The organism is Flavobacterium ustbae, assembly GCF_003946915.1.
Classification (GTDB): Bacteria; Bacteroidota; Bacteroidia; order Flavobacteriales; family Flavobacteriaceae; genus Flavobacterium; species Flavobacterium ustbae.
Map to the genome: position 1 here is coordinate 20,346 of NZ_RPOC01000008.1, position 19,998 is coordinate 40,343.

Annotated in this window: 19 protein-coding genes and 1 riboswitch; of the genes, 18 read left to right on the top strand and 1 reads right to left on the bottom strand. The window is 35.6% G+C overall.

The features are described from left to right. Positions 1-55 precede the first annotated feature (55 nt). From EG814_RS11690 to EG814_RS11705, 4 genes are all read left to right on the top strand, one after another. A complete protein-coding gene (locus EG814_RS11690; protein WP_073408333.1) occupies positions 56-481 on the top strand; it encodes an OsmC family protein in 426 nt (141 codons plus the stop codon). A 173-nt stretch (positions 482-654) separates the two neighbouring features. Further along, complete coding sequence (locus EG814_RS11695) at positions 655-1,827, top strand: trans-sulfuration enzyme family protein (protein ID WP_125722099.1); 1,173 nt, start codon at positions 655-657, stop codon at positions 1,825-1,827. A gap of 156 nt (positions 1,828-1,983) precedes the next feature. Further along, the gene (locus tag EG814_RS11700; protein WP_125722101.1) at positions 1,984-2,487 is read left to right on the top strand and encodes an RDD family protein; all 504 of its coding nucleotides are present in this window, start codon (positions 1,984-1,986) and stop codon (positions 2,485-2,487) included. Positions 2,488-2,762: 275 nt separating this feature from the next. Next, positions 2,763-3,173: an RrF2 family transcriptional regulator gene (locus EG814_RS11705; RefSeq protein ID WP_125722103.1), complete on the top strand. Its 411-nt coding sequence runs from the start codon at positions 2,763-2,765 to the stop codon at positions 3,171-3,173. A 117-nt stretch (positions 3,174-3,290) separates the two neighbouring features. Here the strand turns inward: EG814_RS11705 and EG814_RS11710 are convergent, their stop codons facing one another. Further along, positions 3,291-4,073, bottom strand: coding sequence for a sulfite exporter TauE/SafE family protein (locus EG814_RS11710; protein WP_125722105.1), 783 nt, complete (start codon positions 4,071-4,073; stop codon positions 3,291-3,293). Positions 4,074-4,383: 310 nt separating this feature from the next. On the opposite strand from EG814_RS11710, the gene EG814_RS11715 reads away from it, so the two are divergent. The 14 genes from EG814_RS11715 to metH all read left to right on the top strand — a co-directional run bounded on the left by EG814_RS11715 (position 4,384) and on the right by metH (position 19,920). Beyond that, complete coding sequence (locus EG814_RS11715) at positions 4,384-5,286, top strand: sulfite exporter TauE/SafE family protein (protein WP_125722107.1); 903 nt, start codon at positions 4,384-4,386, stop codon at positions 5,284-5,286. A 25-nt stretch (positions 5,287-5,311) separates the two neighbouring features. Beyond that, positions 5,312-6,022, top strand: coding sequence for a phosphoadenylyl-sulfate reductase (locus EG814_RS11720; RefSeq protein WP_125722109.1), 711 nt, complete (start codon positions 5,312-5,314; stop codon positions 6,020-6,022). Between the two features lie 235 nt (positions 6,023-6,257). After that, the gene (gene cysD, locus EG814_RS11725) at positions 6,258-7,157 is read left to right on the top strand and encodes a sulfate adenylyltransferase subunit CysD (protein ID WP_125722111.1); all 900 of its coding nucleotides are present in this window, start codon (positions 6,258-6,260) and stop codon (positions 7,155-7,157) included. A gap of 118 nt (positions 7,158-7,275) precedes the next feature. Continuing rightward, a complete protein-coding gene (locus EG814_RS11730; RefSeq protein WP_125722113.1) occupies positions 7,276-8,520 on the top strand; it encodes a sulfate adenylyltransferase subunit 1 in 1,245 nt (414 codons plus the stop codon). A gap of 67 nt (positions 8,521-8,587) precedes the next feature. Further along, on the top strand, positions 8,588-10,678 hold the full coding sequence (locus EG814_RS11735) for a HEPN domain-containing protein (RefSeq protein ID WP_125722115.1): 2,091 nt from the start codon (positions 8,588-8,590) through the stop codon (positions 10,676-10,678). After that, on the top strand, positions 10,671-11,480 hold the full coding sequence (cobA, locus tag EG814_RS11740; RefSeq protein ID WP_125722117.1) for a uroporphyrinogen-III C-methyltransferase: 810 nt from the start codon (positions 10,671-10,673) through the stop codon (positions 11,478-11,480). Before EG814_RS11735 ends, cobA begins: the two co-directional genes overlap by 8 nt. A 137-nt stretch (positions 11,481-11,617) precedes the next feature. Beyond that, entirely contained in the window at positions 11,618-12,199 is a 582-nt protein-coding gene (locus tag EG814_RS11745; protein WP_125722120.1) for a precorrin-2 dehydrogenase/sirohydrochlorin ferrochelatase family protein, read from the top strand. Positions 12,200-12,422: 223 nt separating this feature from the next. Then, complete coding sequence (locus EG814_RS11750; RefSeq protein ID WP_125722122.1) at positions 12,423-13,475, top strand: NAD(P)/FAD-dependent oxidoreductase; 1,053 nt, start codon at positions 12,423-12,425, stop codon at positions 13,473-13,475. Between the two features lie 171 nt (positions 13,476-13,646). Then, positions 13,647-13,874 carry a hypothetical protein gene (locus EG814_RS11755; RefSeq protein ID WP_125722124.1) on the top strand — a complete coding sequence of 76 codons (228 nt, stop codon included), beginning with the start codon at positions 13,647-13,649 and terminating at the stop codon, positions 13,872-13,874. Further along, positions 13,865-14,158, top strand: coding sequence for a type II toxin-antitoxin system RelE/ParE family toxin (locus EG814_RS11760; RefSeq protein WP_125722126.1), 294 nt, complete (start codon positions 13,865-13,867; stop codon positions 14,156-14,158). The genes EG814_RS11755 and EG814_RS11760 overlap by 10 nt, the downstream gene beginning before the upstream one ends. 487 nt (positions 14,159-14,645) lie before the next feature. After that, positions 14,646-14,780, top strand: a complete 135-nt coding sequence (locus EG814_RS21255) for a hypothetical protein (protein WP_262700154.1) — start codon at positions 14,646-14,648, stop codon at positions 14,778-14,780. 225 nt (positions 14,781-15,005) lie between these two features. Beyond that, positions 15,006-15,121: riboswitch (SAM riboswitch) on the top strand. A 303-nt stretch (positions 15,122-15,424) separates the two neighbouring features. Further along, positions 15,425-16,423 carry a homocysteine S-methyltransferase family protein gene (locus EG814_RS11765; RefSeq protein WP_125722128.1) on the top strand — a complete coding sequence of 333 codons (999 nt, stop codon included), beginning with the start codon at positions 15,425-15,427 and terminating at the stop codon, positions 16,421-16,423. 47 nt (positions 16,424-16,470) lie between these two features. Continuing rightward, a complete protein-coding gene (locus EG814_RS11770) occupies positions 16,471-16,902 on the top strand; it encodes a hypothetical protein (protein WP_125722130.1) in 432 nt (143 codons plus the stop codon). Between the two features lie 342 nt (positions 16,903-17,244). Then, positions 17,245-19,920 (top strand): methionine synthase, encoded by a 2,676-nt coding sequence (gene metH / locus EG814_RS11775; RefSeq protein WP_125722132.1) that lies wholly within the window; start codon positions 17,245-17,247, stop codon positions 19,918-19,920. Positions 19,921-19,998 lie beyond the last annotated feature (78 nt).

Below are 19,998 nucleotides of genomic sequence, written 5' to 3' on the forward strand. Positions count from 1 at the left end.
TTTTAGATTTCAGAGTTTAGATTTTAGATTAAAAAAACAAAAAAATAACAACACAATGAAAGTAACCTTAAACAGAGTAAACGACGCTTTTCATTTTAAAGTAAAAAATGAGCGCGGACATATAGTTGACGTTGACAGCAGAGCCGAATTTGGCGGAAGCGATCTAGGTGCAAGTCCGATGGAATTGGTATTAATGGGAGTTGCAGGATGCAGCGCTATCGATATGATTTCTATTTTAAAGAAACAGCGTCAGGAAATCACTTCTTTTAACGCTGAGGTTGAAGGAACGCGCGTTCAGATCGAAGAAGCAAAACCTTTCAAAGAAATCGATGTGGTTTTTTATTTAGAAGGAGAAATCAATCCCGAAAAAGCAAAAAAAGCGGCACAACTTTCTTTTGAAAAATACTGCTCAGTTGCAAAAACGGTTGAGCCAACAGCAACAATAAAATACAAAGTTGTCCTGAATAACGAGGCTTTGTAAAATTAGATAATTAGTCAATTTGATAATTAGATAATTCTTTCAGGACTTATTAAAAATTCACATTTAGCCTTTGTGAACCTTCGTGTTTCGCTTTGTGAATCTTTGTGAAATTTACAAGAAAGCGAATTCGTGCTAATCAGTGGAATTCGTGTTAAAAATAAAATAGCAACACAATGAATATAGAAGATTTGGGTTTTGAAACACAAGCCATCAGAACACATTTAGAAAAAACACAATTTCAGGAACATTCAAGTCCTTTGTACTTATCATCAAGTTTTATATTTGAAGATGCAGAGGATATGAGAGCTTCTTTTACAGAAGAAAAAGTTCGTAATATTTACTCTCGTTTCAGTAATCCTAATACAACAGAATTTGTTGACAAAGTTTGTGCAATGGAAGGTGCAGAAGCAGGTTATGCTTTTGCAACCGGAATGGCTGCGATCTATTCGACTTTTGCCGCTTTATTAGAATCTGGAGATCATATTGTTTCTGCAGGAAGTGTTTTTGGTTCGACTCACGCTTTGTTTATGACCTATTTTCCAAAATGGAAAATTGAAACTTCGTATTTTGACATCAATAAACCAGAAACAATTGAGAGTTTTATTAAACCAAATACTAAAATTTTATACGCTGAAACACCGACCAATCCAGGTGTAGATGTAATTGATTTAGAATTTTTAGGGCAAATTGCAAAAAAACACAATTTGATTTTAATCATCGACAACTGTTTTGCTACGCCATACATTCAGCAACCAATTAAATATGGGGCTCATATCGTAGTACATTCAGCAACAAAATTAATGGACGGTCAAGGCCGTGTTTTAGGAGGAGTTGCAGTTGGAGATGCAGAGTTAATTCGCCAAATCTATTTGTTTTCAAGAAATACGGGACCGGCAATGTCGCCATTTAATGCATGGGTTTTATCTAAAAGTTTAGAGACTTTGGCTGTTCGTGTAGACAGACATTGCGAAAATGCTTTAAAAGTAGCGGAGTTTTTAGAAAGCCATCCGAATGTAAACAGTGTAAAATATCCATTCTTGAAATCGCATCCAAAATATGAGATTGCTAAAAAACAAATGCGTTCAGGCGGGAACATTATTGCGATTGAAATTAAAGGCGGACTGGAAGCAGGAAGAAAATTCCTGAACAAGATTAAATTATGTTCGCTTTCTGCAAATATAGGCGATGTAAAAACGATTGTAACGCATCCGGCATCAACAACGCACAGCAAATTATCTGAAGAAGATCAATTGGCAGTTGGAATCACGCAAGGTTTAGTTCGTGTTTCTGTTGGTTTAGAAACTGTTGAAGATGTAATTGCAGATTTGAAGCAGGCGCTTGAATAATTTTATATTTTTTAATTTATAAATAACGATTTTTAACTGTAAATTTATTACTGTTAAAAATCGTTAATTTTTTTAGAGTAGTTTGAGTAAAAAAGTATATTTTTGTTTAAACCGAAATAAAAATATAAATTAATTAAAAAAAATAACCCAAAAACTATGAGCAATTCTACCTATGTTTTAGATGATACATTATTAGTCTCTGCGGGAGCCCGTTTTGTACATTATATTGTTGATGTAATTATTTTCTTCATTATCATGGTCGTTTTAGGAACTATTATTGGAATAATGTCCGCGCTATTCGGCACGAATTCATTTGCAAACTCCGCTGATAGTTCGAATGAATTAGTATTAAATATCATTTCAATTATTATTTTAATCATTTACTATACAGTAATGGAAGGGCTATTTGGAAGATCAGTTGGTAAATTCTTGACAGGAAGTGTGGTTGTAGACGAAAATGGGGAAAAACCTGATTTTGGAACCATTCTTAAAAGAAGTTTATGTCGTTTAATTCCGTTTGATGCCTTTACCTTTTTAGGAGGCTCAAGAGGGTGGCATGATTCAATTTCTAATACTTATGTTGTAGATAAAAAAGGTTTAGATGAAAGTAAAAAGATCTTTCATGATTTTAAATTAATTGGAGTTCAGGAATTAGAATAACATATTTAAGCGATAAATTGGTAGGGATAGAATATTATACTTGCTAATTTTAGATTTAAAATTAATACAACAAACGATTTTTGATAGTAGATTTGTTTACTATTGAAAATCGTTTTTTCATTTCGAACTAACTCGTTTTTTAAATAAGATAGATTAAGTAGAGTATAAGTCATTTAAAAATCATATTTTTGTTTTCTAATAAAATTTAGATTGTTGAGAAGTAAAATCTATCCCGAGGCTTCGGGACAACAATCTAAAATCTAAAATTATAATTAGTGCTTTCAAAGAAAACAAAATACGGAATTAAAGCTTTGACTTATTTAGCAAGACGCGAAAATAACGAACCAGTTCAAATTGCCGAAATTGCTAAAAGTGAACATATTTCGATTAAATTTTTAGAAAGTATTTTACTCCTTCTAAGAAATTCTGGATTTCTTGGAGCCAAAAAAGGAAAAGGCGGCGGTTATTACTTAATAAAAGATCCAAAAGACATTAGCATGGCAAAAGTCTACCGTATTTTGGAAGGTCCAATTGCATTACTTCCTTGCGCCAGCCATAATTTCTACGAAAGATGTGATGATTGTGATGACGAAACTACCTGCGCAGCAAGACGTTTAATGACAGAAGTGCGCGACAATACGCTTAAAATATTAGAAAGCAATTCTCTGGCAGATATCGCTTTTTAATTTTTTTAAACCATATAAGTTATATAAGTTTATTTTGTAGAGACGCTCAGCAGTGCGTCTAATTATATACGGAATGTATATAAAATGAACTTATATGACTTATATGGTTTATTTTTTTTAGAATATCAATTTATATCCTGCAAGGAAAAGCATTACGGCAATAGCATTTCTAAGAAACTGATCTGGAACTTTTCCGCTTAGCATACTTCCCATATAGATTCCTGGAAGAGATCCCATTAGTAATTGCCCCAATAATCCTAGATCAAGATTTCCCATAGAAGCGTGTCCAATTCCGGCAACGAGAGTTAACGGAACTGCGTGTGCGATTTCTGTTCCCACCAATTTTGGAGTTGGTAATAAAGGATAAAGGAAAAATAAAGTTACCGTTCCTAAAGCTCCAGCTCCAATAGAAGTTAAAGTTACCGTTGCGCCAAGCAAGATTCCGATTCCTATAGTCAGCATATTTTGAGTGGTACTTTCGCTATGAAATTTATCTCCGGCGTGCTTCTGCGAAAACTTCATTAATTTTTGTTTGAATATAATCGCAACAGAAGTAAAAAGCAATGCCCAGCCTAAACTTTGTTTGATAACACGATTTATAGTTTCAATATCTGTTTTAATGCTGTGCAATATCCATAAAGTTAGTAAAGCAGCGGGAACGCTTCCTAAAGTAAGCCAGCCAGTAATTTTCCAGTTGATATTGCCTTTTTTATTGTGAACAAAAATTCCTCCAGCTTTAGTAAAAGCAGCGTAAAGTAAATCGGTTCCTACTGCTGTTGTGGGAGGTATATTAAAGTATAATAAAATGGGAGTCATTAAAGAACCACCTCCAACACCTGTTAACCCCACAATAAAACCAACCACTAAACCTGCAATGACAAGACCAATCTGAAAATCCATGAAAAAATATTTGCCGCTAAAATAATAACATTTTTATAATTATCCTATAGATTTGGTAGAGATTAAATATGTATTTTTGTAAATCACAAAATTAGGATGTGCTGTTACAATATGATAAAGCAGTACATAATTTGTTAAATTAATTATTAATTCCTTTTTAAACGTCTGTTATCTTGGTTTGTAGGGTAATAGCTTCTGCAAAAAAGTAAATATATTATTTTGATATTTCGAAATATGTAGTACATTTGCAAAGTAATCTACTAAGCCGATAGGGTAATGGATTTTTAAGAACAAAACAAATTCTTAAAATATGGAAAATGAGCTTAAGTTAAACAACACTGCAATAAAGTCTGATGCTTTATTAAAAGAAAGATTATGGATTATTATACCTGTTGTTTTGTTGTTAGGTTTGGTAACTACATTAATTTATAACCATCATGCTGAATTTTCGTGGGATGGTTTTGTTCAGGGATTTGATGAAAATCTTTTAGCGTTCTTTTTAATTGGTGTTTTTGCGCAATTGGTAGACGGCGCTTTAGGAATGGGTTATGGCGCAACATCAACTTCATTTTTATTGGCTTATGGGGTTCCGCCCGTAGTAAGTAGCACGGCAGTTCACGTTTCAGAAATGTTTACCACTGGAGCATCGGCACTTTCGCATCATCGTTTTGGAAACATCAATAAAAAATTGGTAAAACATTTGTTGATTCCAGGAGTTTTAGGTTCAATTACAGGCGCTTATTTATTATCTGATGTGATTGACGGCGATATTATCAAGCCTTTTATTGCAATCTATATGATTGTTTTAGCTGCAATAATTATCAAAAAAGCGTTGAAGAAAAATGTTGAGAAAAAGAAAACCAAAAAACTAGGCGTTTTAGCTGTTTTTGGAGGTTTTATGGATTCGGTTGGTGGCGGAGGCTGGGGCCCAATTGTAACTTCAACATTACTAGGAAGAGGAAGAAATCCGAAATATACAATTGGTTCTGTTAATGCTGCTGAGTTTGCGATTTCATTTGCAAGTGGAATTACATTCATGCTTTTTGGCGGAATTCACGGCTGGCAGGTAATCATCGGACTGATTTTAGGAGGCGTGATTGCAGCGCCGATTGCGGCATTTTTAGTAAATAGAATTAAAAGAAAACCAATGATGGTTGCGGTTGGGGTTCTAATTATATTATTGAGTTTAAAAACATTATCTAAATTATTGTAAAAGATAATTTTAGAAAGGAGAGATTATGAGTGCGAGTATTGTACAAGAATTATTAGAAAAAACTGCAGCTCTTTCGCTTGACGAAACCTTAGTTTTTTTAGCAAATGAATTTCCGGGAAAAGTAATTTTTTCGACTTCTTTTGGTCAAGAAGATCAGGTAATTACAGATTTCATTGCAAAGAGTAACACAGATATTACAGTGTTTACTTTAGACACTGGAAGATTATTTCAGGAAACTTACGATGTTTTTCATAAAACATTAAAAAAATACAAAAGACCAATCGAAGTCTTTTTCCCAGAAGCGGCTTCAGTAGAAAATCTGCTTCAGACAAAAGGACCGAACAGTTTTTATGATTCGGTTGAAAATAGAAAAGAATGCTGTTTTATTAGAAAAGTAGTTCCGTTGAGAAAAGCTTTGGCAGGAAATTCAGTTTGGATTACAGGTTTAAGAGCCGAACAGTCAGAAAACAGAAGTGATTTAAATCTATTTGAATACGACGGAGGTTTCGAAATCATCAAATTCAATCCGTTATTAAAATGGACTTTAGAAGAAGTTGAAGCCTATCTTTCAGAAAATAATGTTCCGCAAAATGCTTTGCACAAACAAGGTTTCATAAGTATCGGATGCGCGCCTTGTACGAGAGCAATTTTTCCAGGAGAAGATATCAGAGCCGGAAGATGGTGGTGGGAATCAAGCCACAAAGAATGCGGTTTGCATGGTGCGAAGAAAGGGTAAACTGGCATTAGTTTAAAAGTACTTAGTCCAGAGTCCTTAGTGCTATACAATAGATTTTGAGTTCCGTAGGAACGATTTATGTTGTAGCCACGGATTTTAATCCGTGGGAGAGATATAAAAGAAATCGGAGAAACGGATTTTAATCCGTGGGATAATGAAAAAGAATAGAATAACAAAAGTTTCAGATTTCAATAACATGAAACCTTAAACTTGAAACAAAAAAATAACAACAATAATGAGTTCAGTATTAAAAACAAACGCTTTAGAGAGTGAAGCGATATACATTTTCAGAGAAGTAATTTCACAGTTTGACAAACCGGTTTTACTTTTCTCAGGAGGAAAAGATTCTATTACATTGGTGCGTTTGGCGCAAAAAGCATTTTTCCCTGCTAAGATTCCGTTTCCTCTATTACACGTTGATACGGGACATAATTTTCCTGAAACAATCGCTTTCAGAGATAAATTGGTAAAAGAATTAGGTTTAGAGTTGATCGTTCGTAGTGTTCAGGATGCAATTGATGAAGGAAAAGTAGTGGAAGAAACTGGAAAATATTCTAGTAGAAACAGTTTACAAACGACTACACTTTTAGATGCAATTGAAGAATTTAAGTTTGATGCTTGTATTGGTGGAGCGCGTCGTGATGAAGAAAAAGCAAGAGCAAAAGAACGTATTTTCTCTGTTCGTGATGATTTCGGACAATGGGACGAAAAAAATCAAAGACCTGAGTTGTTTGATATTTTGAATGGAAAAATCGAAAACGGACAAAACGTTCGTGTTTTCCCAATTTCAAACTGGACAGAATTAGATGTTTGGAGTTATATTGAAAAAGAAAAAATCGAGATTCCATCAATCTATTTTTCACATAAAAGAAAAGTTTTTTTGAGAGACGGTTTAATCTGGTCACATTCTCCTTTTGTGTACCAAGAAGAAGACGAACAAATCGAAGAAAGAATTGTTCGCTTCAGAACCGTTGGAGATATGAGTTGTACTGCGGCTGTTGAATCTTATGCAGCAACAATTGAAGAAGTAGTGGGCGAAATCAGATCATCAACCATTTCTGAAAGAGGAGCCAGAATCGATGACAAACGTTCTGAAGCTGCAATGGAGAAAAGAAAACAACAAGGATACTTTTAATTTTTGGTAAGAAGTTAAAAATTAGAAGTAAGAAGAATCAAGAAAACAAAAACATACAGATTTATAAGTTTCGAGAGAACATGAAACATGAAACTTTAAACCTGAAACAATATATAAAATGGACGTTTTAAAAATAGCAACAGCAGGAAGTGTAGATGACGGAAAAAGTACTTTGATTGGAAGATTATTGTACGATACAAAATCATTGACAACAGATAAAATTGAAGCAATCGAGAAAAGCAGTAAACAAAAAGGATACGATTATCTTGACTTTTCGCTTGCAACAGACGGATTGGTGGCAGAAAGAGAGCAAGGAATCACGATTGACGTTGCACACATTTATTTTTCTACAGCAAAGAAAAGTTACATTATTGCCGATACTCCAGGTCACGTAGAATATACTAGAAACATGGTTACAGGAGCTTCAACTTCTCAGGTTTCTATCATTTTGATCGATGCCAGAAAAGGAGTTATTGAGCAAACATACCGTCACTTTTTTATCAATAATTTATTGAGAGTAAAAGAAGTAATCGTTGCCATAAACAAAATGGACTTAGTAGATTATTCAGAAGAAGTTTTCAATAAAATCAAAGCCGATTTCGAAGCATTAAACGCAAAAAGTACTTATAAAGAACAAAACGTAAGTTACATTCCGTTAAGTGCAATCAATGGCGGAAACGTTGTGGACAAATCAGAAAACATGCCTTGGTATGACGGGCAAACTGTTTTAGAACATTTAGAAGGATTACATTCTCATGATGTTTACGAAGCTGGAAAAGCACGTTTTCCTGTTCAGACTGTTATTCGTCCAAAAACAGAAGAATACCACGACTTTAGAGGTTACGCAGGAAAATTATACGGAAACTCGATTAAAGTTGGAGATGCGGTAACGGTTCTTCCTTCTTTAACAGAATCAAAAGTTTCTAAAATTCACTTTTTCGATAAATCATTTGACGAAGCTACGGCTGGATCTTCAGTTACAATCGAATTAGAAAATGATATCAATGTTACGAGAGGCGATATGATTGTAAAATCAGCTGAACTTCCAAAAATTGAAAAAGACATTACGACAACTATTTGCTGGATGGACAGCAAAAAGCTGGTTGCAGGGACAAAATATTTAGTTCAGCACAACACCAACAGAGTTTTAGCTAAAGTAGAAAGCATTAAAAATACAATTGCAACTGATTATTCAGGAACAACAGAAGCTTCTCAATTAGCGATAAACGAAATCGGAGAAGTAACAATCAAATTAAGCAAACCATTGTATTTTGATTCTTATAACGAAAATAAATCAAACGGCGCTTTTATCTTAATTGATACCGCTACCAATACCACAGCAGGAGTTGGATTTATTAAATAGTTGATGGTTTATGGTTTTTTAGAAACCAACAATAAACGACCAACAATAAACCAAAAACAAGAAAGAAATGGAAAGTTTTAGAACAGAAATAGAAAATCCGGTAGTTCAGAAGGAGATTATCGAATTAGAAAAAAAGATTCACTTATTCCGCGGAGGAAAAATTGATGATGAGCGTTTTCGTAGTCTTCGTTTAGCGCGTGGTATTTACGGTCAGCGTCAAGAAGGCGTTCAGATGATTCGTATCAAATTGCCTTACGGTAAAGTTACCAGCGAGCAGTTGAGAAGAATTACCGAAGTATCAGATAAATATTCTACAGGACGTTTACATATTACTACACGTCAGGATATTCAGATTCACTATGTGAGTTTGGACAGAACGCCTGAACTTTGGTCAGAGTTAGCAAAAGACGATATTACTTTGCGTGAAGCTTGTGGAAACACGGTTAGAAATATTACAGGAAGCGAATTAGCTGGTGTAGACGTAAACGAACCATTTGATGTTTCGCCTTATGCACACGGACTTTTTCAATATTTGTTAAGAAACCCAATCTGTCAGGAAATGGGACGTAAATTCAAAATTTCGTTCTCTTCTTCAGACGAAGATACAGCGTTGAGTTATTTACACGATTTAGGATTTATTCCAAAAATCAAAGATGGACAAAAAGGATTTAAAATCATGTTTGGTGGAGGTTTAGGATCTCAACCAGCACATGCAGAATTACTTTCTGAGTTTGTTCCAGTAAACGAAATCATCCCGACAGCAGAAGGAATCATCCGTATTTTTGACAGATACGGTGAGCGTGCCAAAAGAATGAAAGCGCGTATGAAATTCTTAATCAAAGAAATGGGTAAAGACGCGTTCCTTGATTTAGTTGAAAAAGAGAAAAAAGCAATCGCTTTTGAAACATACGAAATTGATACAACTGCTTTTGACGGACCTATTCCAGAACCCGTTTTAGAAGTGCCACAAGTTAAAGTTGAGGATGTTGAAGCTTTTGAAAAATGGAAAGCATCAAATGTAATTGCGCAAAAACAAGCAGGATATTATGCAATTGGAATCAAAGTTTTATTAGGAGATTTTTATACAGATAAAGCCAGATTATTAGCCGATTTAATTAAAAATTACGCAGCAAATGAGTTACGTTTTTCATTGCGTCAAAATATTGTAATACGCCACGTAAAAGAGGAAAATCTTCCATTCTTTTATCAAGAATTGGCCAAATTGGACTTTGTTCATTTAGGTTATAATTCGGTTGGAGATATTACGGCATGTCCTGGTACAGACACTTGCAACTTGGGGATTGCGAGCAGTACAGGTATTGCCGAAGAATTAGAAAGAGTGATCAACACAGAATACCCACAATACAAAAACAACCGCGAAATTGAGATTAAAATTTCAGGTTGTATGAATGCCTGCGGACAACATAATATGTCGGCAATTGGTTTTCAGGGAATGTCTATCAACTCAGGAAAATTGGTAGCTCCGGCATTACAGGTTTTATTAGGAGGAGGAAGATTAGGAAACGGAGAAGGACGTTTTGCTGATAAAGTAATCAAAATTCCAAGCCGTAGAGGGCCAGATGCTTTGCGTACCATTTTAAATGATTTTGATGCGAATGCAAACGGAGAAAAATTCCTGAATTATTACGATGCAAAAGGAGAAAAATACTTCTACGAAATCTTAAAACCATTGTCTGATGTAACCAATTTAACAGAAGCCGATTTTATCGATTGGGGAAATGCAGACAACTACGTAAAAGCAGTTGGAGTTGGAGAATGCGCCGGAGTTGTAATTGATTTGGTTGCTACTTTATTATTAGAGGCAAAAGAAAAAATTAGTTTCGCTCAAGAAGCATTCGACGAAGGAAAATGGGCAGACGCCATTTACCATGCTTACGCAGGATTTGTAAACGGCGCAAAAGCATTATTACTTTCAGAAAACCAAAAAACAAATCACCACGCCGGAATCGTAGATTTGTTTGACACTGTTTTCATTGATACTAATAAAATAGAGTTGAATTCAACTTTTAAAGATTTGGTTTACCAAATCAATAAAAACGAACCATCAGAAGCTTTCGCTAAAGATTACATTGCTCAGGCAGTAGTTTTCTTTGATAAAATCGAAACTTTCAGAGCACAAGAACTAGCAAATGCATAATATAAAACCAAAAATAACTTTAGTCGGCGCAGGTCCTGGTGATCCGGAATTGCTTACGCTCAAAGCTGTAAAAGCGCTGGCTGAAGCCAATGTGGTTTTATACGACGCCTTAGCCAACGAAGAAATTCTGGATTACGCGCCTAAAAATGCCATCAGAATTTTTGTTGGAAAAAGAATCGGAAATCATGCTTACACGCAAGATCAAATCAATCAATTGATTGTAGATAATGCGCTGACGTATGGAAATGTAGTTCGTTTAAAAGGCGGAGATCCTTTTATTTTTGGAAGAGGAAGCGAAGAAGTAGAATTTGCAGAAAGTTTCGGAATTGAAACGATTGTTGTTCCAGGAATTTCATCAGTAATTGCAGTTCCTGCAAGTCAGGGAATTTCAATTACAAAAAGAGGAATTTCAGAAAGCTTTTGGGCGATTACAGGAACAACATCAGATAGAAAATTATCTTCAGATGTAGCTTTGGCAGCGCAATCTTCCGCAACCGTTGTAATCCTGATGGGAATGCATAAACTGTCTCAGATTGTTGATTTGTTTCAAAAAGAAAACAAAGGAAATCTGCCAGTTGCCATTATCCAAAACGGAACAACAGCAGAAGAAAAAGTTGGAGTTGGAACGGTAGATTCGATTATTGAAGTCGTAAGACAACAAAAATTGAGTTCGCCAGCGGTTATTGTTTTAGGTGAAGTTGTCCGCGAAAGCTATAAATTAAAAGGGTTTTACGAAGAATTTTGTCAAAAAAAAGAGTTGGATAAAATGTTCCGTCAGAATCAATTCGTTGGTAAAAAATGATGTTCCGTTAGTAACGAACAATATTGTAGTTCTGGATTTTAATCTAGGGAAATAAAACGACAGATTGAAAACATAGCCCACGGTTTCAACCGTGGGAAAGTCAGATTTTCGTAATTTCGACGAAACAAAAAATTAAAATGGAACAAAACGAATTATATCCAATATTTCTAAAGCTTCACAATTTAAATGTATTAATTGTAGGCGGAGGAAATGTAGGTCTGGAAAAGCTTTCTTTCTTGCTGAAGTCAAGTCCGAATGCCAATGTTGAGGTAGTAGCAAAAGAATTTCATTTAGAAATAAAAATTCTGGCAGAACAGCATCCTTCGATAAAATTGACAAAATCGAAGTTTAAAAAGAAGATGCTCAAAAAGCGTCATATGGTAATTGCCTGTACAGATAATCTTGAAGTCAATAAAAGAGTGTACGACTTAGCTAGAAAACGCTATTTGATATGCAATATTGCCGACACACCAGATTTATGCGATTATTATTTGGGCGGAATCGTAACAAAAGGAAATGTAAAAATTGCCATTTCGACCAACGGAAAATCGCCAACAACGGCAAAAAGGCTTCGGGAATTTTTCGAAGAAGTAATTCCAGAAGATATCAATCAAATGGTTGAGAATCTAAATGAATACCGAAAAACGCTAAAAGGCAATTTTGAAGAAAAGGTAAAAAGAATGAATGAGATCACCTCGTCATTAAAAAATAAAGAATAAAAAGTTCCGGAGGAACGATCAATATTGTAGCCTCGGGTTTTAACCCGAGGATGCGAAGAAACGTCCGACATTGTAGCCTCGGGTTTTAACCCGATGAACGATGAGATTAAAAAATAAAGGAGTAAAAAAGTTTCGTAAAAGAAATAAATGATAAAAATCATTGACAGTACAAGGATTTATTCGTTTCTTTGCGTTATTAAGAATGATTATAAACAACACCATAATGATTAAAACAGATATACTTATAATTGGAGCAGGACCAACAGGTTTATTTGCCGTGTTCGAGGCAGGATTGTTAAAATTAAAATGCCACATTTTAGATGCACTTCCACAAGCAGGAGGGCAGCTATCAGAGTTATATCCAAAGAAGCCAATTTATGATATTCCGGGATTTCCAGAAGTTTTAGCTGGTGACCTAATCGACGGACTAATGGAGCAGATTAAACAATTTGAGCCAGGTTTTACTTTAGGAGAGCGTGCAGAAACAATCGACAAGCAAGAAGACGGAACTTTCATAGTAACATCTAATAAAGGAACTAAATTCCACGCGCCAGTTATCGCTATCGCAGGAGGTTTAGGAAGTTTTGAGCCTCGTAAACCACTTATCGAAGATATCGAGTTTTATGAAGATAAAGGAGTAAAATACTTCATCAAAAATCCTGAGAAATTCAGAGATAAAAGAGTTGTTATTGCAGGAGGAGGAGATTCAGCATTAGACTGGTCAATTTTCTTAGCAAACGTAGCTTCAGAAGTAACTTTGATTCACAGAAGAAACGAATTTAGAGGAGCTTTAGATTCTGTAGAAAAAGTACAAGAATTAAAATCAGCTGGAAAAATTAAACTAATCACTCCGGCAGAAGTAATCGGAATCAACGGAGCTGAGCACGTAGAATCTCTAGATATTGAAGAAAATGGTGCGCACCGTAAAATCGACTGTGATTATTTTATTCCGCTCTTTGGATTAACACCAAAATTAGGACCAATTGGAGACTGGGGATTAGAAATCGAGAAAAACGCAATCAAAGTAAACAACGCTCTAGATTACCAGACTAATATTCCGGGAATCTTCGCTATTGGAGATATCAACACATACCCAGGAAAATTAAAATTAATCCTTTGCGGATTCCACGAAGCGACATTAATGTGTCAAGCAGCATACGGAATCATCAATCCAGGTAAAAAATATGTATTGAAATATACAACAGTTTCTGGAGTAGATGGTTTCGACGGAACACGTAAAGAAGCTCCAAAAGCGGTTGTGAAAGCAATCGTATAAGCTTCTAAGGTGCTGAGATACTAAGCTACTAAGGTTTTTATATAGCAAGCCCAAACTTTTTAAAGTTTGGGCTTTTTTTATTAAACGAAATTTTAACTCAGGAGCTTAGCAACTTAGAACCTTAGTAGCTTAAAAAAACTTATCTTTGTGTTTATATAAATTTTGATTATCATGAATTTAGAAGCTAGAAAGTATCAATTTATCCAAGAGTTGGTTAAGGTAGAAGATGAAAGTGTATTGGAAAAACTAGAATTGGTATTGAAGGCAAATCAAAACGATTGGTTTGACGATTTATCCAAATCAGAACAAGACGAAATCCAATTAGGAATTCAACAAGCTGATAAAGGAGAGTTAACTAGCCACGAAGACTTGATGAAAAGATTCTCAAAATGGCATTAAAAATTTTATGGACAACTCAAGCTATAAAAGGTTTTGATAAAGTTGTTGATTACTTAGAAGCAAAATGGACTGCTAGAGAAATTTTAAATCTTGAAAACAATATCCAGCAAGTTATTAATCAAATCAAAATTAATCCCGAACAATTTCCAAAATCTCTCAAGAAAAAAACATTACACAAAGCAATTATAGATAAAAATAATTATTTGGTTTATAGAGTGATTCACGAAAGTGAAACGGTTGAGATTATTAATTTTAGAGGAACAAAGCAGAAACCTAAACATTAAATTTAGAAGTAAGAAAATATTCAAAGCCCAAACTTTAAAAGTTTGGGCTTTTATTTTAAAATCCCAGCGGGATGACATATTTATGGAATAGAAATGAATATCCCCATAGTAAAGCTCCAACGGAGCGACATAACTGTGAGATGTCGCTCCGCTGAAGCATATTAAACAATCAAATTCAAACATAGCCCACGATTTCAACCGTGGGTACGCAATATAAATCACGTTTCCCACGATTGAAATCGTGGACTATGTTCTTCAATTTTGTGTTAAAAAAAATAATAAATCAAAATATAGATTTTTCAGCTTAGTCCCTTAGTCCCGAAGCTTCGGGATAGCGCCTCAGAAGCTTAAAAAAACATCACATTAACTTAATCTTATTTTCTTTGCCCCAAAATACGGAGAGATTAGCTTTGCATTGTAAAATAATATTTTGAAGAATCAGGGAAAAATGCTAACTTTAAGAAAGTATTAAAATAAATTATCTATTATGAGCAAATGGGATGAAGAAACACTACTCGAAGAAAAGTCAAAAAATGACAATGAAATGAAAATGACAGATAATGAATTTACAGATCATCAAGAAGTCATGGACACTTTTCTAAATTGGGACAGAAGTTTTTAAAAAACTTTCTGATAAGAGAACAACACGCTCAAGTTTATTGAGTCGACAACAAAAAAAATAGACTAAAGCTCAAACTTGTAAAAAAGTTTTGAGCTTTTAGTTTTTAAACTCAGAACCTTTGTTGCTTAGAACCTTAGTGCCTTCAAAAAGAACTTAGAAACTTTAAAAAACACTTGCAATTACCGCCTTTATGTCGTTACTTTGCAGCGTTCATAATTTTATTGAAAGTTATCACGAAAGGCGGAGGGATAGACCCAATGAAACCTTAGCAACCCTTTACCATAAAGAAGGTGCTAAATTCTACTTTACACTGTAAACACAGTATTTAAGATAGATAACACAAATACAATCAGTATTTCTCAAAACTTTTCCTGACAACATTACAACAAAATTTCACCGAATAATATTTAGTGAAAGGAGCGAATCATTGGCGCATTTTTGCCGTCATGGATTCCCGCTTTCGCCTATATCTCTCCACTCCGTTGCGAGGATACCGGCTCAATCGGGGCTAAAAAGCCATCAATTGTGAACTTTTAGAAACATATTAAAAACAAATCAGTCGAGTTCAAAACTAAAAGGTTTATCTCGGAAAATTATAAATAAGCTTAGTGTCTTAGCGTCTTCGTGGCAAAAGGCAAAACAATATGTCTATACAACAAGCAATAAAAGAAAGAATCCTAATCCTCGATGGAGCAATGGGAACCATGTTACAACGCTACAACTTCTCCGAAGAAGATTTCCGTGGCGAGCGTTTCAAAGATTTCCCGCATCCGCTAAAAGGAAACAACGATTTATTATCACTTACACAGCCGCACGCCATTCGCGCTGTACACGCTGCGTATTACGAAGCTGGAGCAGATATCGTAGAAACCAACACTTTCTCTGGAACTACAATCGGTATGGCCGATTATTTCATGGAAGATTTGGTTTACGAATTAAACTACGAATCAGCAAAAATTGCGCGTGAAGTAGCCGACGAATTCACAGCAAAAAATCCGGCAAAACCACGTTTCGTAGCCGGTTCTATCGGACCGACAAACCGTACGGCAAGTATGTCACCAGACGTAAACGATCCGGGTTACAGAGCTGTAACGTTTGACGATTTAAGAATCGCCTACAAACAACAAGTAGAAGCATTGTTAGACGGAGGCTGCGATTTACTTTTAGTAGAAACGATTTTCGATACATTAAATGCAAAAGCAGCACTTTTCGCGATTGAAGAAGTAAAAGACGAACGTAATATCGATGTGCCAATTATGGTTTCTGGAACAATTACCGATGCTTCAGGAAGAACACTTTCAGGTCAGACTGTAGAAGCGTTTTTGATTTCAGTATCGCATATTCCGTTGCTGAGTGTTGGTTTCAATTGCGCTTTAGGAGCCGATTTACTGAAACCGTATTTAAAAACATTAGCACAGCATACACAGTTCAACGTTTCGGCGCATCCAAATGCGGGATTGCCAAACGCGTTCGGACAATACGATGAAACACCAGAACAAACTCAGGCTTTCATCAAAGAATATTTAGATGATAATTTAATCAATATCATCGGAGGTTGTTGCGGCACAACGCCAGATCATATCCGATTAATGGCTGAAGTTGCGAAGGATTATAAGCCTAGAGTGGCGCCGGTTTTTGAATAAAGGAATTCATTTTTTTTATAAAGTAAAAATGATAAAAGAACCTAAAGTTGAGAAATAAAACGAATCAGTGGCAAACGATTTTGTTTTTTGTGATAGTTGCTATTATAATCTATCAAATATATTATAGTAATAAACAGAGTAATTATCGGGATTCTTTTAAAGGTGAAACAATTGCGTTAGTTACCATAAATGAAGGTCCGGAAAGGCACAAAGTTGTAAGATATTATTTTTACGCTGGTAGAAAGATTTTAGGAAAGATTGGGAATAGATCTCGTAATAGTAATTTATATTATGAGATAAATAAGTTCTATAAAGTAAAATATGATTTGAATAAACCTGAAGAAAATGAGATTTTTTTAGAAGAAGAGTTGACCCCTGATTCTATAGCATTGGTTGAAGCGGGTTTTATAAAAACAAAATATTATTTCTATGATGCTGGTGTGACCAACCAATACATAGAGAAATGGAAATGGAAGTAAAGTTCCGGAGGAACGATCCATTTTGTAGCAACGGAATTTATTCCGTTGAATGAAAAAATCATTCAAGAAATAAAGTTCCGTAGGAACGACACATATAAATATTGAGAATTCATTTCAATTGGAATTCAGAAAAATACAAAACGTGTTATGAAACCAATTCTGCGTGAGGGATAGAAGTGGAAAGCCCGCAGCCTGACGAAGGAAGAGCGAGGACTTGCAACGGATAGCCCGACCGGAGGGCACGCCCAAAATAAAAAAAGATTAGAGGTTTAAGAACCTAAAAAAATATAGAATAAAAACTTAGAACCTAAGCCTCTCAGAAGCTTAGCAACTTTAAAAGAAATGACTGAAAAAAGAAGAGACCTTGTATTATCAGGATTAGAACCGTTGATTATTACACCCGAAAGTGTTTTTGTAAACGTTGGGGAGCGTACAAACGTAACGGGTTCGCGAAAATTCCTTCGATTAATCAAGGAAGAGAAGTATGATGAGGCACTTGATATCGCAAGACAGCAGGTAGAAGGAGGAGCGCAGATTATCGATATCAACATGGACGAAGGAATGTTGGATGGTGTAACAGCTATGACCAAATTCCTAAACTTAATTGCAGCAGAACCGGATATTTCGAGAGTGCCGATTATGATCGACAGTTCGAAATGGGAAATTATCGAGGCTGGATTAAAAGTAGTACAAGGAAAAAGTGTTGTCAACTCAATTTCGTTAAAAGAAGGAGAAGAAGCTTTTATTCATCACGCCAAATTAATCAAACGTTACGGTGCGGCAGCGATTGTGATGGCTTTTGACGAAGTTGGTCAGGCCGATAATTACGATCGAAGAGTCGAAATCTGTCAGCGGTCGTATGATATTTTGGTAAACAAAGTAAATTTTCCGCCTCAGGATATCATCTTCGATTTGAATATTTTTCCAGTAGCGACAGGAATGGAAGAACATCGTTTAAATGCTTTGGACTTTTTCAGAGGTACAAAATGGGTTCGTGAGAATTTGCCACACGCGCATATCAGTGGTGGTGTGAGTAACGTTTCGTTTTCGTTTAGAGGAAATGATGTCGTTCGTGAAGCGATGCACTCGGTTTTCTTATACCACGCGATCAAAAACGGAATGACAATGGGAATCGTTAACCCAGAAATGTTGACGATTTACGATGATATTCCGAAAGATTTATTAGAACACGTTGAAGACGTAATTTTAGATAGACGTGACGATGCAACCGAAAGACTTTTAGACTTTGCAGAAAACGTAAAAGGAGAAGTAAAAAGCGACGAAAAAGCCGTTCAGGAATGGCGTTTAGGATCGGTTCAGGATCGTATTACGCATTCGTTGGTAAAAGGAATCGATGCTTTTATTGAAGAAGATGTAGAAGAGGCACGTTTGGCAGCTACAAAACCGATCGAAGTTATCGAAATCAATTTGATGGCTGGAATGAATGTGGTTGGAGATTTGTTCGGAAGCGGAAAAATGTTCTTGCCACAGGTTGTAAAATCGGCTCGTGTAATGAAAAAAGCGGTTGCTTATTTATTGCCTTTCATTGAGGAAAGCAAACAAGCCGGAGACAAACAAGGAAACGGAAAAATCCTGATGGCGACTGTAAAAGGTGACGTTCACGATATTGGAAAAAACATCGTTTCAGTAGTTTTGGCTTGTAATAATTACGAGATTGTTGACTTAGGTGTAATGGTTCCTCCGGAGAAAATCATTGCGGCTGCAATCGAACATGAAGTGGATATCATCGGATTAAGCGGATTGATCACGCCTTCGCTTGACGAAATGGTTTATTTGGCTAAAGAATTAGACAAACAAGGAATTAAAATCCCGATTATGATTGGCGGGGCAACAACTTCGCGCGCACATACAGCCGTGAAAATCGCGCCTCAATACAGAGAAACCGTAATTCACGTAAACGATGCTTCGAGAGCCGTTACGGTTGCCGGAAATCTGTTAGATCATAACCGAAAAATATACGCTGCAGATATTCGCGCAGAATATGACAATTTTAGAGAAACATTCTTAAATCGTTCAAGAGATAAAAACTTCTTAACGATTGAAGATGCGCGTAAAAATAAATTGCAATTAGACTGGAGCGAATATACTCCGACAAAACCAAAGAAAATTGGGGCGCAAGTTATTGAAGTTGAACTAGATGTTTTGGTTCCGTATATCGACTGGACACCATTTTTCCAGACTTGGGAATTGTACGGAAAATATCCAGCGATTTTAACCGATGAGGTTGTAGGTGAACAAGCCACTTCTGTTTTCAATGACGCTCAGGCAATGCTGAAAGTAATTTTGGAAGAGAAAAAACTGAAAGCAAAAGGTATTTACGGAATTTTCCCTTGTAATCAGGTAAACGATGATGATATCGAATTACGTGATGAAAACGGAAAAGTATTAGAAAAGTTCTTGACTTTAAGAGTTCAGTCTCAAAAAACAAAAGGTGCTCCAAATCCAGCTTTAGCCGATTTTATTCTGCCAAAAGAAAGTGGTATCGATGATTATATGGGTGCTTTTTGCGTAACAACTGGTTTTGGCGTTGACGAATGGGCTGCAGAATACGAGAAAAATCTAGACGATTATAATTCGATTATGGTAAAAGCTCTTGCCGATCGTTTTGCTGAGGCTTTCGCCGAATATCTTCACGAGAGAGTGCGTAAAGATTTCTGGGGTTACGATTCAGAAGAATCTTTAACCAACGAAGAATTAATTAAAGAATCTTATAAAGGAATCCGTCCTGCGCCAGGTTATCCAGCTTGTCCAGATCACTTGGAGAAACCAACGATTTGGAAGCTTTTGGATGTTGAAAAACAAACGGGAGTGAAGTTGACAGAAAGTATGGCGATGTGGCCAGCCTCTTCGGTTTCGGGTTATTATTTCGGAAATCCAAAAAGTCGATATTTCGGTCTCGGAAAAATAAAAGAAGATCAGGTTACAGATTATGCCAAACGCCGAAATGTACCGCTGGATTACGCAATGAAATGGTTAAACCCTAATATAGCAGATTAACGAAAAAGTTTCTTTTGTTTCAAGTTTCAGGTCTCAAGTTCTCTACAGCAACTTGAAACTTTAAACCTGAAACTTGAA